The sequence below is a fragment of the Dellaglioa sp. CoH-55-MRSF-9 genome (genome assembly GCF_056782155.1).
Window position 1 is genome coordinate 56,232 of sequence record NZ_JBXAYG010000004.1, and the last position, 18,462, is coordinate 74,693.

At 33.3% G+C, this 18,462-nt stretch carries 17 protein-coding genes, 1 riboswitch and 2 other annotated features (1 of these 20 cut by a window edge); of the genes, 15 read left to right on the plus strand and 2 right to left on the minus strand.

All coding sequences use genetic code 11. The features are described from left to right. Positions 1–77: a binding site (T-box leader), on the plus strand; it begins 124 nt to the left of the window's first position. A 69-nt stretch (positions 78–146) separates the two neighbouring features. The 13 genes from AC1RPV_RS05460 (at position 147) to thiT (ending at position 13,932) form a co-directional block, all read left to right on the plus strand. Beyond that, positions 147–2,792 carry a valine--tRNA ligase gene (locus AC1RPV_RS05460; RefSeq protein WP_481761668.1) on the plus strand — a complete coding sequence of 882 codons (2,646 nt, stop codon included), beginning with the start codon at positions 147–149 and terminating at the stop codon, positions 2,790–2,792. Between the two features lie 75 nt (positions 2,793–2,867). Beyond that, positions 2,868–4,181 (plus strand): bifunctional folylpolyglutamate synthase/dihydrofolate synthase, encoded by a 1,314-nt coding sequence (locus AC1RPV_RS05465; RefSeq protein WP_481761669.1) that lies wholly within the window; start codon positions 2,868–2,870, stop codon positions 4,179–4,181. Positions 4,182–4,230: 49 nt separating this feature from the next. Next, entirely contained in the window at positions 4,231–4,911 is a 681-nt protein-coding gene (radC, locus tag AC1RPV_RS05470) for a RadC family protein (RefSeq protein ID WP_481761670.1), read from the plus strand. A gap of 207 nt (positions 4,912–5,118) precedes the next feature. After that, complete coding sequence (locus AC1RPV_RS05475) at positions 5,119–6,123, plus strand: rod shape-determining protein (protein WP_409022785.1); 1,005 nt, start codon at positions 5,119–5,121, stop codon at positions 6,121–6,123. A 101-nt stretch (positions 6,124–6,224) separates the two neighbouring features. Beyond that, on the plus strand, positions 6,225–7,076 hold the full coding sequence (gene mreC, locus AC1RPV_RS05480) for a rod shape-determining protein MreC (protein WP_481761671.1): 852 nt from the start codon (positions 6,225–6,227) through the stop codon (positions 7,074–7,076). Between the two features lie 13 nt (positions 7,077–7,089). Then, positions 7,090–7,611 carry a rod shape-determining protein MreD gene (gene mreD / locus AC1RPV_RS05485; protein ID WP_409022351.1) on the plus strand — a complete coding sequence of 174 codons (522 nt, stop codon included), beginning with the start codon at positions 7,090–7,092 and terminating at the stop codon, positions 7,609–7,611. A gap of 19 nt (positions 7,612–7,630) precedes the next feature. Beyond that, positions 7,631–8,302: a septum site-determining protein MinC gene (locus AC1RPV_RS05490; protein ID WP_409022352.1), complete on the plus strand. Its 672-nt coding sequence runs from the start codon at positions 7,631–7,633 to the stop codon at positions 8,300–8,302. Between the two features lie 2 nt (positions 8,303–8,304). Continuing rightward, positions 8,305–9,108 (plus strand): septum site-determining protein MinD, encoded by an 804-nt coding sequence (gene minD / locus AC1RPV_RS05495; protein ID WP_409022353.1) that lies wholly within the window; start codon positions 8,305–8,307, stop codon positions 9,106–9,108. Between the two features lie 44 nt (positions 9,109–9,152). After that, positions 9,153–9,386: a binding site (T-box leader), on the plus strand. A gap of 168 nt (positions 9,387–9,554) precedes the next feature. Continuing rightward, a complete protein-coding gene (locus AC1RPV_RS05500) occupies positions 9,555–10,211 on the plus strand; it encodes an amino acid ABC transporter permease (protein ID WP_409022354.1) in 657 nt (218 codons plus the stop codon). 11 nt (positions 10,212–10,222) lie between these two features. Beyond that, on the plus strand, positions 10,223–10,861 hold the full coding sequence (locus AC1RPV_RS05505) for an amino acid ABC transporter ATP-binding protein (RefSeq protein WP_409022355.1): 639 nt from the start codon (positions 10,223–10,225) through the stop codon (positions 10,859–10,861). A gap of 10 nt (positions 10,862–10,871) precedes the next feature. Continuing rightward, positions 10,872–11,711 carry an amino acid ABC transporter substrate-binding protein gene (locus AC1RPV_RS05510; RefSeq protein ID WP_481761672.1) on the plus strand — a complete coding sequence of 280 codons (840 nt, stop codon included), beginning with the start codon at positions 10,872–10,874 and terminating at the stop codon, positions 11,709–11,711. A gap of 15 nt (positions 11,712–11,726) precedes the next feature. Beyond that, positions 11,727–13,175, plus strand: coding sequence for a cardiolipin synthase (gene cls, locus AC1RPV_RS05515; protein WP_481761673.1), 1,449 nt, complete (start codon positions 11,727–11,729; stop codon positions 13,173–13,175). Positions 13,176–13,227: 52 nt separating this feature from the next. After that, a riboswitch (TPP riboswitch) is annotated at positions 13,228–13,331 on the plus strand. A 46-nt stretch (positions 13,332–13,377) separates the two neighbouring features. Beyond that, complete coding sequence (thiT, locus tag AC1RPV_RS05520; RefSeq protein WP_481761674.1) at positions 13,378–13,932, plus strand: energy-coupled thiamine transporter ThiT; 555 nt, start codon at positions 13,378–13,380, stop codon at positions 13,930–13,932. Positions 13,933–14,029: 97 nt separating this feature from the next. Here the strand turns inward: thiT and AC1RPV_RS05525 are convergent, their stop codons facing one another. Further along, positions 14,030–14,140, minus strand: a complete 111-nt coding sequence (locus tag AC1RPV_RS05525; RefSeq protein WP_409022359.1) for a DUF4044 domain-containing protein — start codon at positions 14,138–14,140, stop codon at positions 14,030–14,032. 63 nt (positions 14,141–14,203) lie between these two features. Further along, entirely contained in the window at positions 14,204–15,154 is a 951-nt protein-coding gene (locus AC1RPV_RS05530) for a magnesium transporter CorA family protein (protein ID WP_409022360.1), read from the minus strand. A 199-nt stretch (positions 15,155–15,353) separates the two neighbouring features. Here AC1RPV_RS05530 and asnB point away from each other — a divergent pair, with 199 nt between their 5' ends. Both asnB and dapG read left to right on the plus strand, forming a co-directional pair. Further along, positions 15,354–17,240 carry an asparagine synthase (glutamine-hydrolyzing) gene (asnB, locus tag AC1RPV_RS05535; RefSeq protein ID WP_481761723.1) on the plus strand — a complete coding sequence of 629 codons (1,887 nt, stop codon included), beginning with the start codon at positions 15,354–15,356 and terminating at the stop codon, positions 17,238–17,240. Positions 17,241–17,262: 22 nt separating this feature from the next. Then, positions 17,263–18,462 carry an aspartate kinase gene (gene dapG, locus AC1RPV_RS05540; RefSeq protein WP_481761675.1) on the plus strand — a complete coding sequence of 400 codons (1,200 nt, stop codon included), beginning with the start codon at positions 17,263–17,265 and terminating at the stop codon, positions 18,460–18,462.

The following is an 18,462-nucleotide window of genomic DNA, read 5'->3' on the forward strand; positions in this document are numbered from 1 at the left end:
CATTATTGTTCGTTAAAAAGTAATTAAGAGGGGTTAAAACCCAATTTAGGTGGTACCACGGCACTGTCGTCCTAAAACAGAAATGTTTTTTGATGACGGTGTTTTTTTATGCCTAAAATAAAATTGATAGATGAAAAGGAGAACTCATGACAAAAGAAGTTGAATTATCAACAAAATATGATCCAAGTCAGGTTGAACCTGGCCGTTATGAAGAATGGTTGAAAAAAGATTTATTTAAACCTAATGCTAATCCAGAAGCAAAACCTTATTCAATCGTTATTCCACCGCCTAATGTTACTGGTAAATTACATTTAGGCCATGCTTGGGATACAACATTACAAGATATTTTAATTAGACAAAAAAGAATGCAAGGCTTTGATACGCTTTGGTTACCAGGAATGGACCATGCTGGAATTGCAACACAAGCAAAGGTTGAAGCTAAACTAGCTGAACAAGGTGTGACGCGTTATGATTTAGGCCGTGAGAAATTTGTACAACAAGTTTGGGATTGGAAAGATGAATACGCTGATGTTATTCATAAGCAATGGGCTAAAATGGGATTATCACTCGATTATAGTCGTGAACGTTTCACATTAGATGACGGCTTGTCAGATGCCGTAAAAAAAGTCTTTGTTAATTTATATAATAAAGGATTAATCTATCGTGGCGAATACATTATTAATTGGGATCCTAAAGCAAGAACCGCTTTATCAGATATTGAAGTCATTCATCAAGATGATGAAGGTGCTTTTTATCATGTTAAATATCCATTCGCTGATGGTTCTGGATTTATTGAAATAGCGACAACACGTCCAGAAACGATGATGGGCGATGTCGCTGTTGCTGTTCACCCTGATGATGATCGTTACAAAGATATTGTTGGTAAAAAAGTCATTCTACCACTTGTTAACAAAGAAATTCCTATTATTACAGATCATTATGTTGATATGGCATTTGGGACAGGGATGGTTAAAATAACACCTGCTCATGATCCTAATGACTTTGAAGTAGGTAATCGCCATGACTTACCTCGTATTAATACAATGAATGAAGATGCAACAATGAACGAAAATGCTGGTAAATATGTTGGCATGGACCGTTTTGAAGCACGTAAAGCAATTGTTAAAGATCTTGAAGCTGAGGACTTAATGATTAAGATTGATCCAATTACACATAGTGTTGGTCATTCTGAAAGAACTGGCGTTCAAGTTGAGGCCCGTTTATCAACACAATGGTTTGTTAAAATGAAACCACTCGCAGAAGAAGCTTTGAAATTCCAACAAGGGGATGACAAAGTTGGATTCGTCCCAGAACGATTTGAAAATACATTTACACAGTGGATGGAAAATGTTCATGATTGGGTTATTTCACGTCAATTATGGTGGGGACATCAAATCCCAGCTTGGTATCATAAAGAAACTGGCGAAATGTACGTTGGTGAGGTTGCACCAACTGATATCGAAAATTGGGAACAAGATAATGATGTCTTAGATACGTGGTTTTCAAGTGCTTTATGGCCATTTTCAACAATGGGTTGGCCAAATACTGATGCACCTGATTTTAAACGTTATTTCCCAACTAATACGCTTGTCACAGGATATGATATTATCTTCTTCTGGGTATCACGAATGATTTTCCAAAGCTTAGAATTTACAGATGAACGTCCATTTGAACACGTTTTGATTCATGGATTAATTCGTGATGAGAATGGCCGTAAAATGAGTAAATCACTTGGTAATGGGATTGATCCAATGGACGTTATTCAAAAGTATGGAGCAGATGCACTTCGTTGGTTCCTATCTAATGGATCTGCACCAGGACAAGATGTTCGTTTTAGTTACACTAAAATGGATGCTTCTTGGAACTTTATTAATAAAATTTGGAATGCTAGTCGATTTGTTATTATGAATTTAGATGGTGTGGATAAAATTGAATTACCAGCTAAATCAGAATGGCAGCTTGCTGACAAATGGATATTAAGCCGATTAAATACAACTGTTTCTGAAGTTACACGCTTATTTGATGTCTTTGAATTTGGTGAAGCTGGTCGTGCTCTATACAATTTCATCTGGAATGACTTCTGTGATTGGTATATTGAAATGAGTAAAGAAAATCTTAATGGTGAAGATCTGACAGTTAAGCAAAATACACAACAAATTTTGGCTTATGTTTTAGATCAAACATTGAAATTGCTTCATCCAATTATTCCATTTGTAACTGAAGAACTTTGGTTAACAATGCCTCATGAAGGGGAATCAATTGTTGTTGCAGATTACCCAGTGGTTCATCCAGAATTTGAAGATGAACAATCAGTTATTGATATGAACAATTTAATTGAATTAATTCGTGCTGTTAGAAATAATCGTGCAGAAGTAAATGCACCTATGTCCAGTGCAGTTGATTTATTGATTAAAACAACTGATGAAAAAACAAAGATTATTTTTGAAGACAATCAAGAATTTATTCAACGATTCTGTCATCCTAAGGAACTTCAAATCAGTTCAAATGTTGTTGCTCCTAAGCTAGCAATGACGTCTGTAATTACGGGAGCAGAGATTTATATGCCACTTGCTGAACTAATTGATTTGAATGACGAAATTGTTCGTTTGGAAAAAGAAGTTAAAAAACTTGATGTTGAAGTTGTGCGTGGAACTAAAAAATTAGGCAATGAAAAGTTTGTTGCTAGTGCACCTGAGGCAGTAGTTACAAAAGAAAAAGAAAAATTAGCAGATTACCAAATTAAATTAACAGCAACTAAGGAAAGAATTTCTGATTTAAAAGCAGAAGTTTAATCTAACAAAATAGACTTATTTCGGGTACAATATACCTGAGATAAGTCTATTTTTTTTAGAAAGCGGGACGGAAAATTGATCACAACTTACGAAGAGGCACTCAATTTTATTCATGGGCGAACAAAATTTAAAAAAAGTCCATCTTTGAATAGAATGCGAGCATTTATGGAACGCTTAGATAACCCACAAGGTAATATCGCGATGATTCATGTTGCTGGAACGAATGGAAAGGGCTCAACAGTTGCATTTTTACGTGAATTATTAATTGCACAAGGGTTGAATGTAGGAACTTATACTTCACCATTCATTGTTAAATTTAATGAACGTATTTCCTTAAATGGACAGATGATTGATGATACCGCCCTTTTACATTTAGTAAATGTCGTGAAACCAGTTGTTGATCGAATGGATATTGAACTAGCCGATTTTGAGGGGGGACCAACTGAATTCGAAATTATTACTGCAATGATGTTTGTATACTTTGGCAGCATAAATCCTGTAGATATTGTAGTTGTTGAAACGGGCTTAGGCGGGAAGTATGATTCAACTAATATTATTGATCCAATTATTTCAGTTATTACAACAATTGGTCTAGATCATATGAAAATATTAGGTAATACAATTGAAAAGATAGCGCAACAAAAAGCAGGTATCATTAAACGTAATCGGCCTATTATCGTTGGTAGAGTAACTGATGAAGTCTTTAGCGTGATTAATAATGAGGCTAAATTAAAAAATAGTCCTATTTTTCGATTAGGAGTGGATTTTAATGCTAAATCTGAGGGAACAAAATCATCATGGGAAGAAATTTTAACGTATACGTCGAATAAATTGAATATTAAACAACTTTCTGTGCCATTATTAGGTGAATTTCAAGATGAAAATGCAGCAACAGCAATTGCTACTTTTGAGAAGGTTGCTGAAATTCAGGGATGGGCCATTAGTCCTAAATCAATTAGGCAAGGTATTTCAGAGACACGATGGCCAGGACGTTTTGAAAAAGTAAATGATGAACCGTTAGTTATTTTAGACGGTGCGCACAATAGCGCAGCAGTGGATCGGATTACGCAGTTGCTTAAAACGCATTTTCAAGATAAAGAAATCACAATTATTTTTGCAGTACTAGCGGATAAGCAAGGCAAACAAATGCTGGAAAAATTAGCTGCAGTTCCTCATGTACGAGTTATACTAACTCAATTTTCAGGGCCACGTCTAGTAAGCAAAATAGATGATTTCAACGTTAATAAGTTTGATAATGTCTCCATTCAAGAAAGTTGGAAAGAGGCATTAGTTCAAAGTGTTGGCGAAATGTCTTCTGATGATTTATTACTTGTGACAGGATCGTTGTACTTTATTTCGGAGGTTCGTAGTTATTTTGTATCAGAATAATTTAAATAAGTGAATTTCTCGTATTTAATAAAAAATAGGAGGAATCACCATGTCACTTATTTCTAGTTGCTCAAATGAATATCTACTGGAACAAATCCAAAAGTATCAATGTGATAATTTATCAGATAAAGAGCTTTTGACGGTTGTTTTTAGTTTATTATTAACGAACCCTAATGATGTTGGAAAGTGTGTTAATAATTTTTCTTCACGTTACCAATCTTTAAGCCAACTAAAAAAATGTTGTTTAAAAGATTATCAGTTATTGATGGATGGGAATAATCAGTCTACAGCATTACAATTACAAGCTATTGTTACACTGGGAACACGAATCAACAGTGAACCTCATTTTATTTGTGGACAAATCTGTTCAAGTCATGATGCTGGGGTTAGAATGGTTGCTGAGTTAGGTGGATTAAACCAAGAGTTTTTAATTGGATTATTCTTGGATACAAAAAATCAAATTGTAAAACAAGAGACATTGTTCATTGGAACTTTGAATTCAGCAACGGTCCATCCAAGAGATATTTTTGCAGTTGCATTAAAATATGGTGCAGCTAAAATTATATTGGTCCATAATCATCCGAGTGGGCATGTGACACCATCTAAGAATGATATTATTTTCTCTAAAAGAGTTGAAAAATGTGGTATTCTTATGGGAATTGAGCTGTTAGATCATATTATTTCGGGTAATACTAAATATCTTAGTATGAAAGAAGAGGGCGTCCTTTGATTATCAAGGGTGCTCTCTTGTTCTATGAAATTAGATATGATAAACTTAATAAGATTATGGATTCAAAATTAATTACCTTATAATAATTTAAGATAAACTTAATAAAAATTAGTAAATATTGAATGAAATCTCACTTTTGATTATGATATAATGTAAATACTACGAATAAAAGCGCCTAGAAGGCTGACGATGAAGGGAAGAAAGACTGTGTTTGGATTTGGAACAAAGAATATAGGAATTGATTTAGGAACAGCTAATACAATCGTGTATGTTGAGGGAAAAGGTATTGTTTTACGTGAACCTTCAGTCGTCGCTAAAAATGTTAAAACTGATGAAATTGTTTCTGTTGGAGAAGATGCTCGTGCAATGATCGGTCGTACACCAAGTAGCATTGTGGCTATTCGCCCAATGAAAGACGGTGTAATTGCTGATTATGACACAACAGTTGCTATGATGAAATATTACATTCAAAAAGCTTTAGGTAAATCTGCAGGTAAACCTTATGTAATGGTATGTGTTCCTAGTGGCGTTACAGAAGTTGAAAAACGTGCCGTTATTGATGCAACTCGTGTTGCCGGTGCGCGTGACGCCTACGTTATTGAAGAACCATTTGCTGCAGCAGTCGGCGCTGGATTACCAGTGATGGATCCAACGGGTAATATGGTTGTTGATATCGGTGGTGGAACAACAGATGTTGCTACAATTTCATTAGGTGGTATTGTTTCAAGCCGTTCTATCAGAATGGCTGGCGATAAATTGGATGAATCAATTGTGTCATATATTCGTCAAAACTTTAATTTATTGATTGGTGAAAGAACAGCTGAACAATTAAAAATGGACGTTGCATCTGCATCAGTTAAAGATGCTGCATCAATTGAAGATACAACTATCAGAGGACGTGATTTGATTACGGGTCTTCCTAAAACAGTTACTGTAAAAGCAACTGATATTGCAGTTGCTATTCAAGAATCTATTGCTGAAATCATTACTGCTATTAAGGAAACATTGGAAGAAACTTCTCCAGAAATTGCTGCTGATGTGATTGACCATGGTATTGTATTAACAGGTGGTGGTGCATTATTAAAAAACCTATCAGAAGTTATTTCTGAAGTTACAAAAGTGCCTGTTTTTATTGCTAATGAACCACTCGACTGTGTTGCAATTGGTACAGGTGAATCATTAAAAAGTATCGACGTCATGAAGAAAAGATAGATTTTAAAAATCACATAAGCTAAAAATGAAGAGGTTGGTGGTTTATTTATCCAGCCTCTTAATTTTTTAGTTAATTATAAGGTAAGTGGAGGATAGCGAACATGCAGAAATTTTTTTCAAATAGAAGACTAATCATCATTTTAATAGCCATTATTGTGAGTTTTAGTTTAATTTCATTTTCAGTTTCCGTTAGAAATAAAAAATCAACACCACCGCTCATTCAAGAATTTGGTAATGATGTTGTTGGTCTATTTGATAGAGCAGTTAGTTATCCTGCAAATGGCTTAAAAAGTTCAGTTATTGGTATTTCTGATCTTTTAAATACATATCAAGAAAATCAAAAATTAAAAAAACAAGTTGATAAATTAGCACAAGTTCAAGTGGAATCAGACACTGTTAAAAATGAGAATAAACAGCTGAAAAAGGAATTAAAATTGGACAGTACATTGACTGATTATACTTCAATTAATGCATCTGTTTTAACGCGATTACCTTCTGGTTGGCTAAATCAACTTGTGATAAGTAAAGGTAGTGCGTCTGGTGTTAAAAAGAACGCACCAGTGATGGCTGGTTCTGGATTGATTGGTCGTGTTATAGAAGTTAATAAAACAAATAGTAAAGTTGAATTAATATCGACTACTAATGATTCTGCTAATAGATTTGCAGTTCAAGTAAATAATTCAAACGATGATATTATTAATGGTTTAATTACTGACTATGATAAAACAGATAATTTATTAATTATGGGTCAAATTACTTCTAAGAAAGCCTTGAAAAAAGGTGATTCTGTTGTCACATCTGGTCTTGGAGGCACAACACCAAAGGGTTTAAATGTTGGTGTTGTGTCTAAAGTTGAGCAAGGTGATTATGGACTTGCTTCTAAAATTTATATCAAACCTGCAGTTGATTTGAGTGACCTAACGGTTGTAACAGTTGCTCAGACGTTGGATTAGAAGGTGAGATTAGATGAGAAATAAAAATAGACAGTATATTTTTCCGTTAGGACTTATTATTTCCTTTTTTTTGGATGGTACAATACAATTTGTTTTTATGGAACAGTTACAATCACAAACGACTATCATGGTTAGTCACCTGTTGTTGTTATGGTTGATAATGGGTATCTTTTACTCAGATAATAAGCATCTTGAATTATGGGCGTTTGGTGTTGGTCTAGCATTTGATAGTTATTATGCCGGTATTTTGGGTATTTATATGATTTTGTTACCATTAATTGTTTATTTAACTAAAATAGCATATCAATATTTCGAACCATCTTTTATTGTGATATTACTCATTTATTTTATTGATTTGGCAGTTTTAGAAGTTTCGTATTATGCAGTCAATGAGATGATTGGATTTGCTAATGAATCTGTAACAACATTCGTTAGTACTTCGTTTGGACCAACTTTAGCTTTTAATCTGGTGGTATTTATTATTTTGTACTATCCAATATCAAAATTAATGAATTTAAGTAACCGATATAATTAAAATTCAGGGGTGAACGTAGATGCAAGGTGTTATTTTAAAAGGTTATAAAGATGGTTATGAAATTATTCTTAAACAGGATTTCGGATTTGATAAAATTTTGGTTGAACTTAGAGAATTATTTAATAATTTAAGTGCTGAAAAAAAGAATGCTGATGAAACGGTTATTTCGTTTGATATTAAAACAGAAAATCGATTGTTTTCAGCAGATGAAAAGCAAAAAATCGAAAAAATTATTTCTGAATACCGTAATTTTAAAGTACACAAAATCGAATCTGAAGTAATGACCATAGAAGATGCTAATATTTTAAAAGAAAATGACAACGTTCATTTATGCTATCTAACAATTCGAAGTGGACAAATAGTTGATTTAAAAGGTGATATTTTATTTTTAGGTAAATTACATCAGGGTGGTCAATTACGAGCTGCTGGTAATATTTTTGTTATGGGTGAAGTTCAAGGTGTCATTCATGCTGGATTTAACAATAATACAGATAGCATTATTGTGGGCGATGTTTCAGCTGCTTCACAAGTACGAATTGGTGAATTAGTTGATATTATAGATGATGAAAAAGTAACAAACAGTCAAGATACTGTAATCTATGTTAATGATTTACATATTATAGATTATGGCAATCGAGATGAATTAAAGTCACTTCGACCAAAATTATTTAATCATGCTGGAGGATATTAAAGATGGGAAAAGCAATTGTTGTAACATCTGGTAAAGGTGGTGTTGGTAAAACAACATCATCTGCAAATATTGGAACTGCATTAGCACTTCTTGAAAAAAAGGTTGTTCTAATGGATTTAGATATTGGTTTGCGTAATTTAGACGTTGTTTTAGGTCTTGATAACCGTATCTTATTTGATATTGTAGACGTAGCTGAGGGTCGTGCACGGTTACACCAAGCACTCATTAAAGATAAGAGATTTAACGAATATTTATACTTATTACCTGCTGCACAAAATACTGATAAATCAGCATTAGTTCCTGAACAAGTAAAAGCAATTGTTGATGAATTAAAAGAAGAGTTTGACTATGTTATTATTGATTGCCCAGCTGGAATTGAGCAAGGTTTTATGAATGCTATTGCTGGTGCAGATATGGCTATTATTGTAACAACGCCTGAAATTTCTGCGGTTCGTGATGCAGATCGCGTGGTAGGTTTATTAGAGCAAAATCCATTATTACAACAACCAAAATTAATTATTAATCGTATCCGTCGTCAAATGATGGAAGATGGTCAAGCAATGGATGTTGATGAGATTACACGTCATTTGTCTATTGATTTATTAGGAATTATTGTTGATGACGATGCTGTTATTAGTACATCAAATCATGGTGAACCAATTGTTTTAGATTCTAAAAATCCAGCTGGATTAGGTTATCGTAATGTAGCACGTCGACTACTAGGGGAAACAGTGCCCTTGATGACAATAAAACAGCCTCAAAAAGGTTTTTGGAAAAAAATGGGTTCATGGTTTAAGAAAGACTAATTCTTGACAATGTTAATGACAGTATGCTAAATTATTATCAATTAAGAAAAACGTTGAACAGAAGATTAAGGCTTAAACAAACTTTTAAAGAGAGTATCGATTGCTGAAAAGATACAGTTCTTAAGTCTGAAACACATCTGCGAGTTGATTTCCTAAACTAGTTAATTAGGGAAGTCCGGGATAAGCCCGTTATAGCTGTAGTTTAATAAACTCGTTAAGATTAAATTTGTGAGAATTTAATGATGTTTGAGGTGGTACCGCGATTCGTCGCCCTCTATAGTCAATAATGACTATAGAGTTTTTTTATACTCATTTTTATTAATCTACATAAGTTATTTTTCGTGAGAAAAATATGAATTTGAGGTGGCACCACGGCTATCGTCCTCTTGAGTCAATTTGATTTGGCTTGAGAGGATTTTTTTATTTAACTAAAGGGAGATAATGTAATGACTTATATATTAGAAATTTTGCCATCATTAATAGATGGTGCTAAATTAACGTTAGAAATATTTTTTTGGACGATCATTGGATCGATTCCACTTGGTTTAATTGTCGGATTAGGATTAATTTCAAAAATAAAACCAATTAAGTATTTTTTGAATTTTTATGTTTGGTTAATGCGAGGAACACCACTGCTACTACAATTAATTTTTGTGTTTTATGGACTACCAACACTACAACAGTTCCATATTCATATTGTATTCGGTCGATACGATGCGGCATTATTTGCATTTATTTTGAATTATGGTGCGTATTTTGCTGAAATATTTAGGGGTGGATTGCAATCGATTCCTAAAGGTCAATATGAAAGTGCAAAGGTATTGCGTCTATCATATTGGCAAACTATTAGGACAATTATTATTCCACAAGTGTTCAAGATCGTTTTACCTTCAATTGGAAATGAAATTATTAATTTAGTTAAAGATTCAAGTTTAGTATATGTTATTGGGTTAGGCGATTTATTAAGAGCCGGTAACGTAGCGACGAGTCGTGATGTAACACTCGTCCCACTATTGATGGTTGGGGCAATCTATCTGTTATTAACAGCTATATTTACACTTGTCTTGAAGAAAATTGAAAAACATTATAGTTATTACAAATAAGGAGTAATTCTATGCTAGAGTTAAAAAATATTAAAAAGTATTATGGAAAACGATTAATTTTAGATGATATTAATTTAACAGTTAATGATGGTGAAATTGTTAGTATTGTTGGTCCATCTGGTGGTGGAAAAACGACTTTATTGAGATGTATTAGTGGGTTAGAATCAATTGATTCTGGAGATATTCTAATTGATGCCTCACCATTTGATCCATATCGTAATAATACGAACGAAAGTGTTATTGGGGTAGTATTCCAGGAATTTCAATTATTCCCTCATCTTTCAGTGTTAGATAATATAACGTTAGCTCCAAAATTAGTTTTAAATCGTAATAAAGTCCAGGCCGAGGAAGAAGCACAAAAATTATTAGATCGCTTATCTCTCGGAAATAAAGGGCATTTATATCCTTACCAACTTTCAGGTGGGCAGAAACAACGAGTTGCAATTGCACGTGCATTAGCGATGAATCCTAAAATCTTGTGTTATGATGAACCAACTTCAGCACTTGATCCAGCACTACGCCAGGAAGTAGAGAATTTAATATTATCGTTGAAAGTAGACGGAATGACTCAAATAATAGTGACACATGATGTACCATTTGCTGAAAATATTGCGGATAAATTATTAAAAGTTAAGCCGCTAGAAGATTAGAGGATAATAAATGAATCAATTAGAAAAAAAAATTGTTTTTACAATATTATTTATGATGATGTTTATAGGATTAGCTGGCTGTAGCAATAGTAGCCAATCAATGAATTCGGTTGATAGTTGGAAATCAATTCAAAAAAAGGGTACCGTTGTTATCGGAATTGATGATAGTTTTGTGCCAATGACATTCAGACAAAAAGATGGTAGTTTAGTAGGATATGATGTTGATTTAGCAAAAAAAGTTTTTGAAAAATATGATATTCAAGTTGATTTCCAAACAATTGATTGGTCTATGAAAGAAACGGAATTAAAAAATGGGACAATTGATTTAATCTGGAATGGGTATACAAAAACAACTGCACGTGCTAAGAATGTTGCTTTCAGTCGTACATATTTAACGAACAAGCAAGTATTAGTAACAAAAAAATCAAGTGAAATTAATTCTTTTTCTGATATGAAACAAAAAATTTTAGGTGTTCAAAGTGGTTCAGCTGGATTTGATAGCTTAAATTTGCATCCAGATATTTTAAAAGATAATATTAAAGATAAAGAACCTGTTCAATATGATTCATTTGATAATGCTTTTATCGATTTAAATGCAGATAGAATTCAAGGACTTTTAATTGATGATGTCTATGCGAACTACTTTATTAAGCATCAGTCGAATTCAAATGCATATAACGTGATAAATGGTAATTTTAAAACTGAAGATTTTGCGGTAGGTATGCGAAAATCTGATACAACAATGCAATTAAAAATTAATAGGGCAATAACAGAGTTGCAAAACAAAGGTTATCTAAAAGAATTAAATCAAAAATGGTTTGGTGAAAATAATAATATTCAAAATAATTAATTTTGGAGGGACTATATGACATATGTAAATATTGGTGTGCTACTTGTTTTTTTATTGAACTTGTTAGCGGCAATTGTGACCGTCTTTAGAGAAAAACGTGATATTGCTGCAACATGGGCATGGCTTCTTGTCTTGATAGGTATACCTATTTTTGGATTTTTAATTTATCTTTTTTTTGGTAAGAAAATTTCAAAAGAAAAAATATTTGATATTAAAACACAGGGTCGTATGGGTGTTGACCAATTAGTAGATCAACAAAAAGAAGAATGGGCCAGAGGAGAATTAACAACAAGCGGTAAATATACTGATGATGTAAACGAAATCATGCATATGTTTTTAGAAATAGAGAAATCTATTTTAACTAAGAAGAATGAGGTTCAGTTATTTATTGATGGGCATGATAAGTTTAAGACGTTATTTCAAGACATTCGTAAAGCTAAACACCATATCCATGTTGAGTATTATGCATTCGAAGATGGGCATATTGGAAATGAACTATTGACGTTACTTGAAATGAAAGCAAATGAAGGTCTTGAAGTTAGAATCATCTATGATGCATTGGGATCAAAGGGAACTACTAAAAAATTCTTCAAACATCTTGAGGAATTGGGCGGTAAAGCAGAAGCCTTTCTGGGTTCACATTTTTCATTTTCAAATCTTCGTTTGAACTTTAGAGATCATAGAAAGATTGTCGTTATTGATGGTAAAATCGGTTACATCGGTGGATTCAATGTCGGTGATCAGTATCTAGGTGAAAGTGAGAAATTTGGTAACTGGCGAGATACACATATTCGCGTATTTGGAAACGCTGTCGGATCACTACAAAGTAGGTTCATTATGGATTGGAATGCAACTGCGAGAAATAATCAGATTAATTACCAGTCAAGTTATTTTCCACAAACTGTTACAAAAGGTAAAGTTAACATGCAAATTGTTTCTAGTGGACCTGATTCAGAAATTGAACAAATAAAAAAAGGTTATATTAAGTTAATTAATTCAGCTAAAAAATATATTTATATTCAAACACCTTATTTAATTCCAGATGATTCTGTTATAGAAGCGTTAGATATTGCGGTATCTTCAGGCGTTCAGGTTAGAATTATGATTCCTTGTATGCCAGATCATGCCTTTGTTTATCGTGCTACACAGTATTATGCGAAAGATCTAACGAATATTGGTGTAGAAATTTATCAATACAACAATGGATTTTTACACGCTAAAACAGTTGTAATTGATGAAATGGTTGCATCCGTTGGTTCAGCTAATTTTGATTTTAGAAGTTTTAAGTTAAACTTTGAAGCGAATGCATTTATTTATGATGTAGGTGTGGCAAGCACACTTAAAACAATTTTTGAAACTGATATGGAACAAAGTAGTCTTTTAACGAAAAGGTATTTTAATGATCAATCACATTGGTTGAAATTTAAGCAACAGTTTTCAAGACTTCTTTCACCGATATTATAGGAATGGAAACGCTTGACGTTTTTCAGGATGTATGCGATATTATTAATCGGAGACCAACACAAAGGGGAGCCGATTAATTTTGGCTGAGAGTGAAGAAATTCAGACCCTTGGAACCTGTTTGTTAATGCAAACGTAGGAATTGTGTGTAGAAGATTAACACCTTCTTTGTGCTTGGTTTACTAAGTCAAAGGAGGTTTTTTTGTTGGAAAGAAAAAAATTATTGATATTACTAGAAGGGGTCGTTATGGCCGCTTTAGCAATGGCGCTATCATTTGTTCCTAATCCGCCAAATATTGATATTGCACTAGGTGTGTTACCTATTGTGGTATACAGTTTACGACGCGGATTAAAAATGGGATTAATTATTGGGTTACTATATGGTATATTACCTATTTTAATTGGAACTGCGTTTGTATTAACGCCGGTTCAGGCTATCTTAGAGTATCCAGTTGCTAATTTGGTACTAGGATTTTCTGGGTTATTCTCTGCTCGTTTTTTAAGTCAGTTGCGTACTAAAAATATGCGTGGTGCCATACAATCACTGACTTTTGCGATTTTAATAGCTGTATTTCTAAAATACAGTGCTCATTTTATGGCTGGTATCATTTTTTGGTCAAAATATGTTCAATGGGGGCTTTCTCCAGTTGTGTACTCAGCAGTTGTCAATGGTGGGAGTATGATTATTAACATGATTATTGCTACCTTGATACTTAGTATCATACTTAAAAAAAGTCCAGGAATCTTCCTAGCTAAATAGAATAGACAGAAAAAGACGGATATAATAATCCGCCTTTTTTTATAAAAAAGGTTCCTAGCTAATTAAGCTGGGAACCTTTAAAATTTTTATTTTTAAATTAAGCGATTGACATAACTGCGGTTAAAACGACACCACCGACTGTTACAAGAATCATTAACCACACGACAAACATTGTGATTTTTTGGAATGTAGATTTCTTTTTCTTCATGTTTTACCCACCCTCTCAAATCTAATAGTGTAACTATAACTTTTTTATAAGTAAAATGTCAACTTAAAAGTAGTCATTTTTCTTTAAATAATAAGCAGTTAATAAACAAATTATTAACGTGATTAATTGTAACCACCAGAATGAAAAATGAGTGTCTGCACCAGGAAGGGATACGTTCATGCCGAACATACCGCCAACGATTGTTGGTATCGTTAAAATAATCGTCATCGACGTTAAGACCTTCATGATAATATTTAAATTGTTTGAAATAACTGATGAAACCATTTCACCATAATTCTCTAATATTTTAGTTTGAATGCTTGTCATTGTTTCGGCTTGTTGGTTCTCGATTAAAACATCTGTGAGTAAATCATCAGTTGCCTTTTGTTTGAAATGCTCATTTGAGTCAACCATAGATTGAAGTACTGGATTATTTTTCTTTAAAGCAGCATCAAAATAAACTAAACTTTTTTGCATTGACATCATTTGATAATATTGCTCATTTTTAGTTGCTTTAGCAAGTGATTTTTCTAAATTTTCGGTTTCTTGAATGATAGATTTTAACGCAACGACAAAACTTTGTGATAGATACCAAAGTAATTTCAAAGTGAATTGATCCGATGTTATCGTTTTAATTTGATGAATTGGACTATCCGCGATAAATTTACTGATAAAATCTGGTTCACTATTTGAGACTGTAATTATTGCATCATCTGCTAAGATAATTGAAAAAGGAAACGTTTGGTATTCTAAGTAGCCTAGCGAGTTTCTAATGCGATGAGGGTACTGCATTAAGACTAAGTCAGGAACAATATTTTGAGACAATCCTTCAGTTCTTGAATTTTCTTGATCATCTGAAATAGCGGTCATATAGTCTCGTGGTATAGCATACTTTTTAATAAGTTCATTTATTTCTATTTCAGAAGGATTTGTAACGTTAATCCAACATGATTTACTGTATTCTTTTATTTTTTGAATTGTACCTAACTCAGTTGATGTATAATATTCTATCAATATCAAAGTCCCCTTTATTCGAATAACATAATACATAGTATACCAAATTTTTTAAGCTTTCGTTAATTCAGACATCTAGTTGTTAAGATTAGTTCAAATACGCTATAATAGTAAACATAACTGTAACCTAAATTGAAATATATGGTAGAATCATCTATAATATAAGACATTGATTTTTATGAAAATGAGGGATGAAAATATGTGTGGATTTGCAGGTGTATTGAGCGACAGACAAAAAAATACCAATGATGATTACGATAAAATTGTTCATAATATGACAAAAATGATTGTTCACCGTGGTCCTGATGATTCAGGTTATTTTAGTGATGATGATATAACAATGGGATTTAGAAGATTAAGTATTATTGATTTAGAAGGCGGACACCAACCACTTTCATATGAAAATGAACGTTACTGGTTAACTTTCAACGGTGAAATCTATAATTATATTGAACTACGTGAAGCATTAGTTGCTGATGGTTATGAATTTAAAACAGATTCTGATTCAGAAGTCATTTTAGGTATGTATGCTAAGTACGGTGCAGAAGCTGTTAAGCAATTCCGCGGAATGTTTGGATTTGTTATCTGGGATACGCAAGAAAAAACACTTTTTGCTGCCCGTGATCAATTTGGGATTAAACCATTTTATTACGCTATAGCAGATGACAATTTTTATTATGGTTCGGAAAGTAAAGCTATTTATAAAGTTTTAAAAAATAAGACATTTGATAAAGATGCACTTCAAGATTATATGACATTCCAATTTGTACCAGAACCAGAAACGTTAACTAAAGAAATTGATATGTTACAACCTGGACATTATTTAACGAAAAAATTAGGCGAGAAGCCAGTCATTACACGATATTTTTCTGCCGAATTTCATCCAGTAGTTCGTCCAGAAGAGACATATATTAAACGTATTAAAGACGTCTTAATTGATTCAGTTGATAAGCATATGCGTGCCGATGTACCAGTTGGTTCATTCTTATCTGGTGGAATTGATTCGTCTATTATTGTTGCTATTGCTAAAGAATTAAATCCAAAATTAGAAACAATTTCAGTTGGATTTGAACGTGAAGGCTATAGTGAAATAGATGTTGCGCAAGAAACCGCAGAAAAATTAAATGTCGCTAATTTTAGTTCTGTTATTACGGCTGAAGCATTTATGAAGGCTTTTCCACATTTTATTTGGAATATGGATGATCCCTTGGCTGATCCGGCTGCTGTGCCTCAATATTTCCTTGCTAAAGAGGCCAGAAAACGTGTTAAAGTTGCATTGACGGGTGAAGGTGCTGATGAACTATTTGGTGGTTACACTATTTATCATGAACCTGAATCATTAAAAGGATTTAAATACACTAAACCAATTAATGGTGCGTTGAATAAAATTGCTCAAATGATGCCTAAAGGGATGCGTGGACAAAGTTTCCTTCTTCGAGGCACGACACCAATGGAGGATCGTTACGTTGGTAATGCTTTTATTTTTAATGAAAAAGAAAAAGAAGCATTCTTTAAAGACTATAATAAAAATCATCCATTCCAAAGTATTACTGGCCAATATTATAATGCATCAAAAGATTACAATAAAATAGATCAAATGCAATTTATTGATATGCATACATGGTTAAATGGAGATTTATTGCATAATGCCGATCGTACAACAATGGCACACAGCATAGAATTGAGAACACCATTTTTGGATAAAGAAGTTTTTGCAGTTGCTTCTGAAGTGCCTGCAGATTTGAGAATTGCACATGGAACAACCAAGTATGCTTTACGCAAAGCTGCTGAAGGTATCGTTCCTGACCATGTTTTAAATCGTAAAAAATTAGGTTTCCCTGTGCCTATTCGTTTTTGGTTAAAAGACGAAATGTATGACTGGGCTAAACAAATTATTAATGATTCTCAAACAGATGAATTTTTTAACAAACAATATTTCATAGATTTATTGGATGAACATCGTGCTGGTGTTAGAGATAACTCCAGAAAAATATGGACTGTCTTAACATTTATGGTATGGCATCGTATTTACATTGAAAGTGACATATTAGAAGATAGTAAAACAGTAACAGAAAAAGCTAAATAATAAATAGTGGGAGTTCAAAATAATGACAATTATGGTTCAGAAGTTTGGTGGCACATCGGTTCAAGACGATGAGTCGAGACGAGCAGCTTTAAAACACGTAAAATATTCAGTTGATAAAGGGTATCAAGTCGTTGTCGTTGTTTCAGCAATTGGGCGTAAAGGTGCACCTTATGCAACTGATTCATTATTAGGACTTGTCGATGGAGAGCAATCATTACTTTCTAATAGAGAACTTGATATGATTGTTTCTGTTGGTGAAACTATTTCTGCCGCAGTTTTTTCTGAATTATTGAATAAGGAAGGCATTAAAGCTGCTGCTTTAACAGGGCAGGATGCTGGAGTTGAAACAACTGATGAATTTCAGAATGCTAAAGTAATTAACATTAATACTGATTTAATTGATGAGGCATTTAAAGATGCTGATGTTTTAGTTGTGACTGGGTTCCAAGGTGCTACAAGTAAAGGTCAAACGACGACTATTGGGCGTGGTGGAAGTGATACGACAGCTGCATTACTTGGAGCAGCATTAGATGCTGAACGTGTCGATATTTTTACTGACGTGTCAGGGATGATGACTGCCGATCCTAGATTAGTTACAAAGGCAAAATTTCTAGAAACAGTCAGTTATGAAGAAGTTGCAAATATGGCTCATGAAGGTGCGAAAGTTATCCATCCTCGTGCAGTGGAAATTGCGCAACAAGCCCATGTTCCAGTTCGGATTCGCTCAACTTGGCAAAGTCCTGAAGAGATGGGAACCCTTGTGACCGACCGAAACTTAGGTGTAAAGCATTATCGTAGTGTAACTGGTATTGCTCATGTGACTGGACTCAGTCAATTTACAATTAAAACAGTTAATCATGCTCCAAAAGATGTTTTTAATTTGATGTCCAATAATAATTTGAGCGTTGATTTTATTAATATCTCACCTGGCAAAGTCCTCTTTAATTTGTTCAATGATGATGAAAAAAAAGCTAAACAACTTTTAGTAGATGCTGGAATTGATGTCTCAGTGCTTCCAAACTGTGCGAAAGTTTCAATTGTGGGAGCGGGGATGACTGGAACACCAGGTGTTACGGCCAAAATTGTAACAGCACTAGCTGAGAAGGATATTAATATTCTTCAAACAACTGATAGTTATACGACAATTTGGATTTTAGTTCAACAGGACGATTTAAAAACTGCTGTTAATGCATTACATGATGTCTTTTTAAGCAGTATCTAA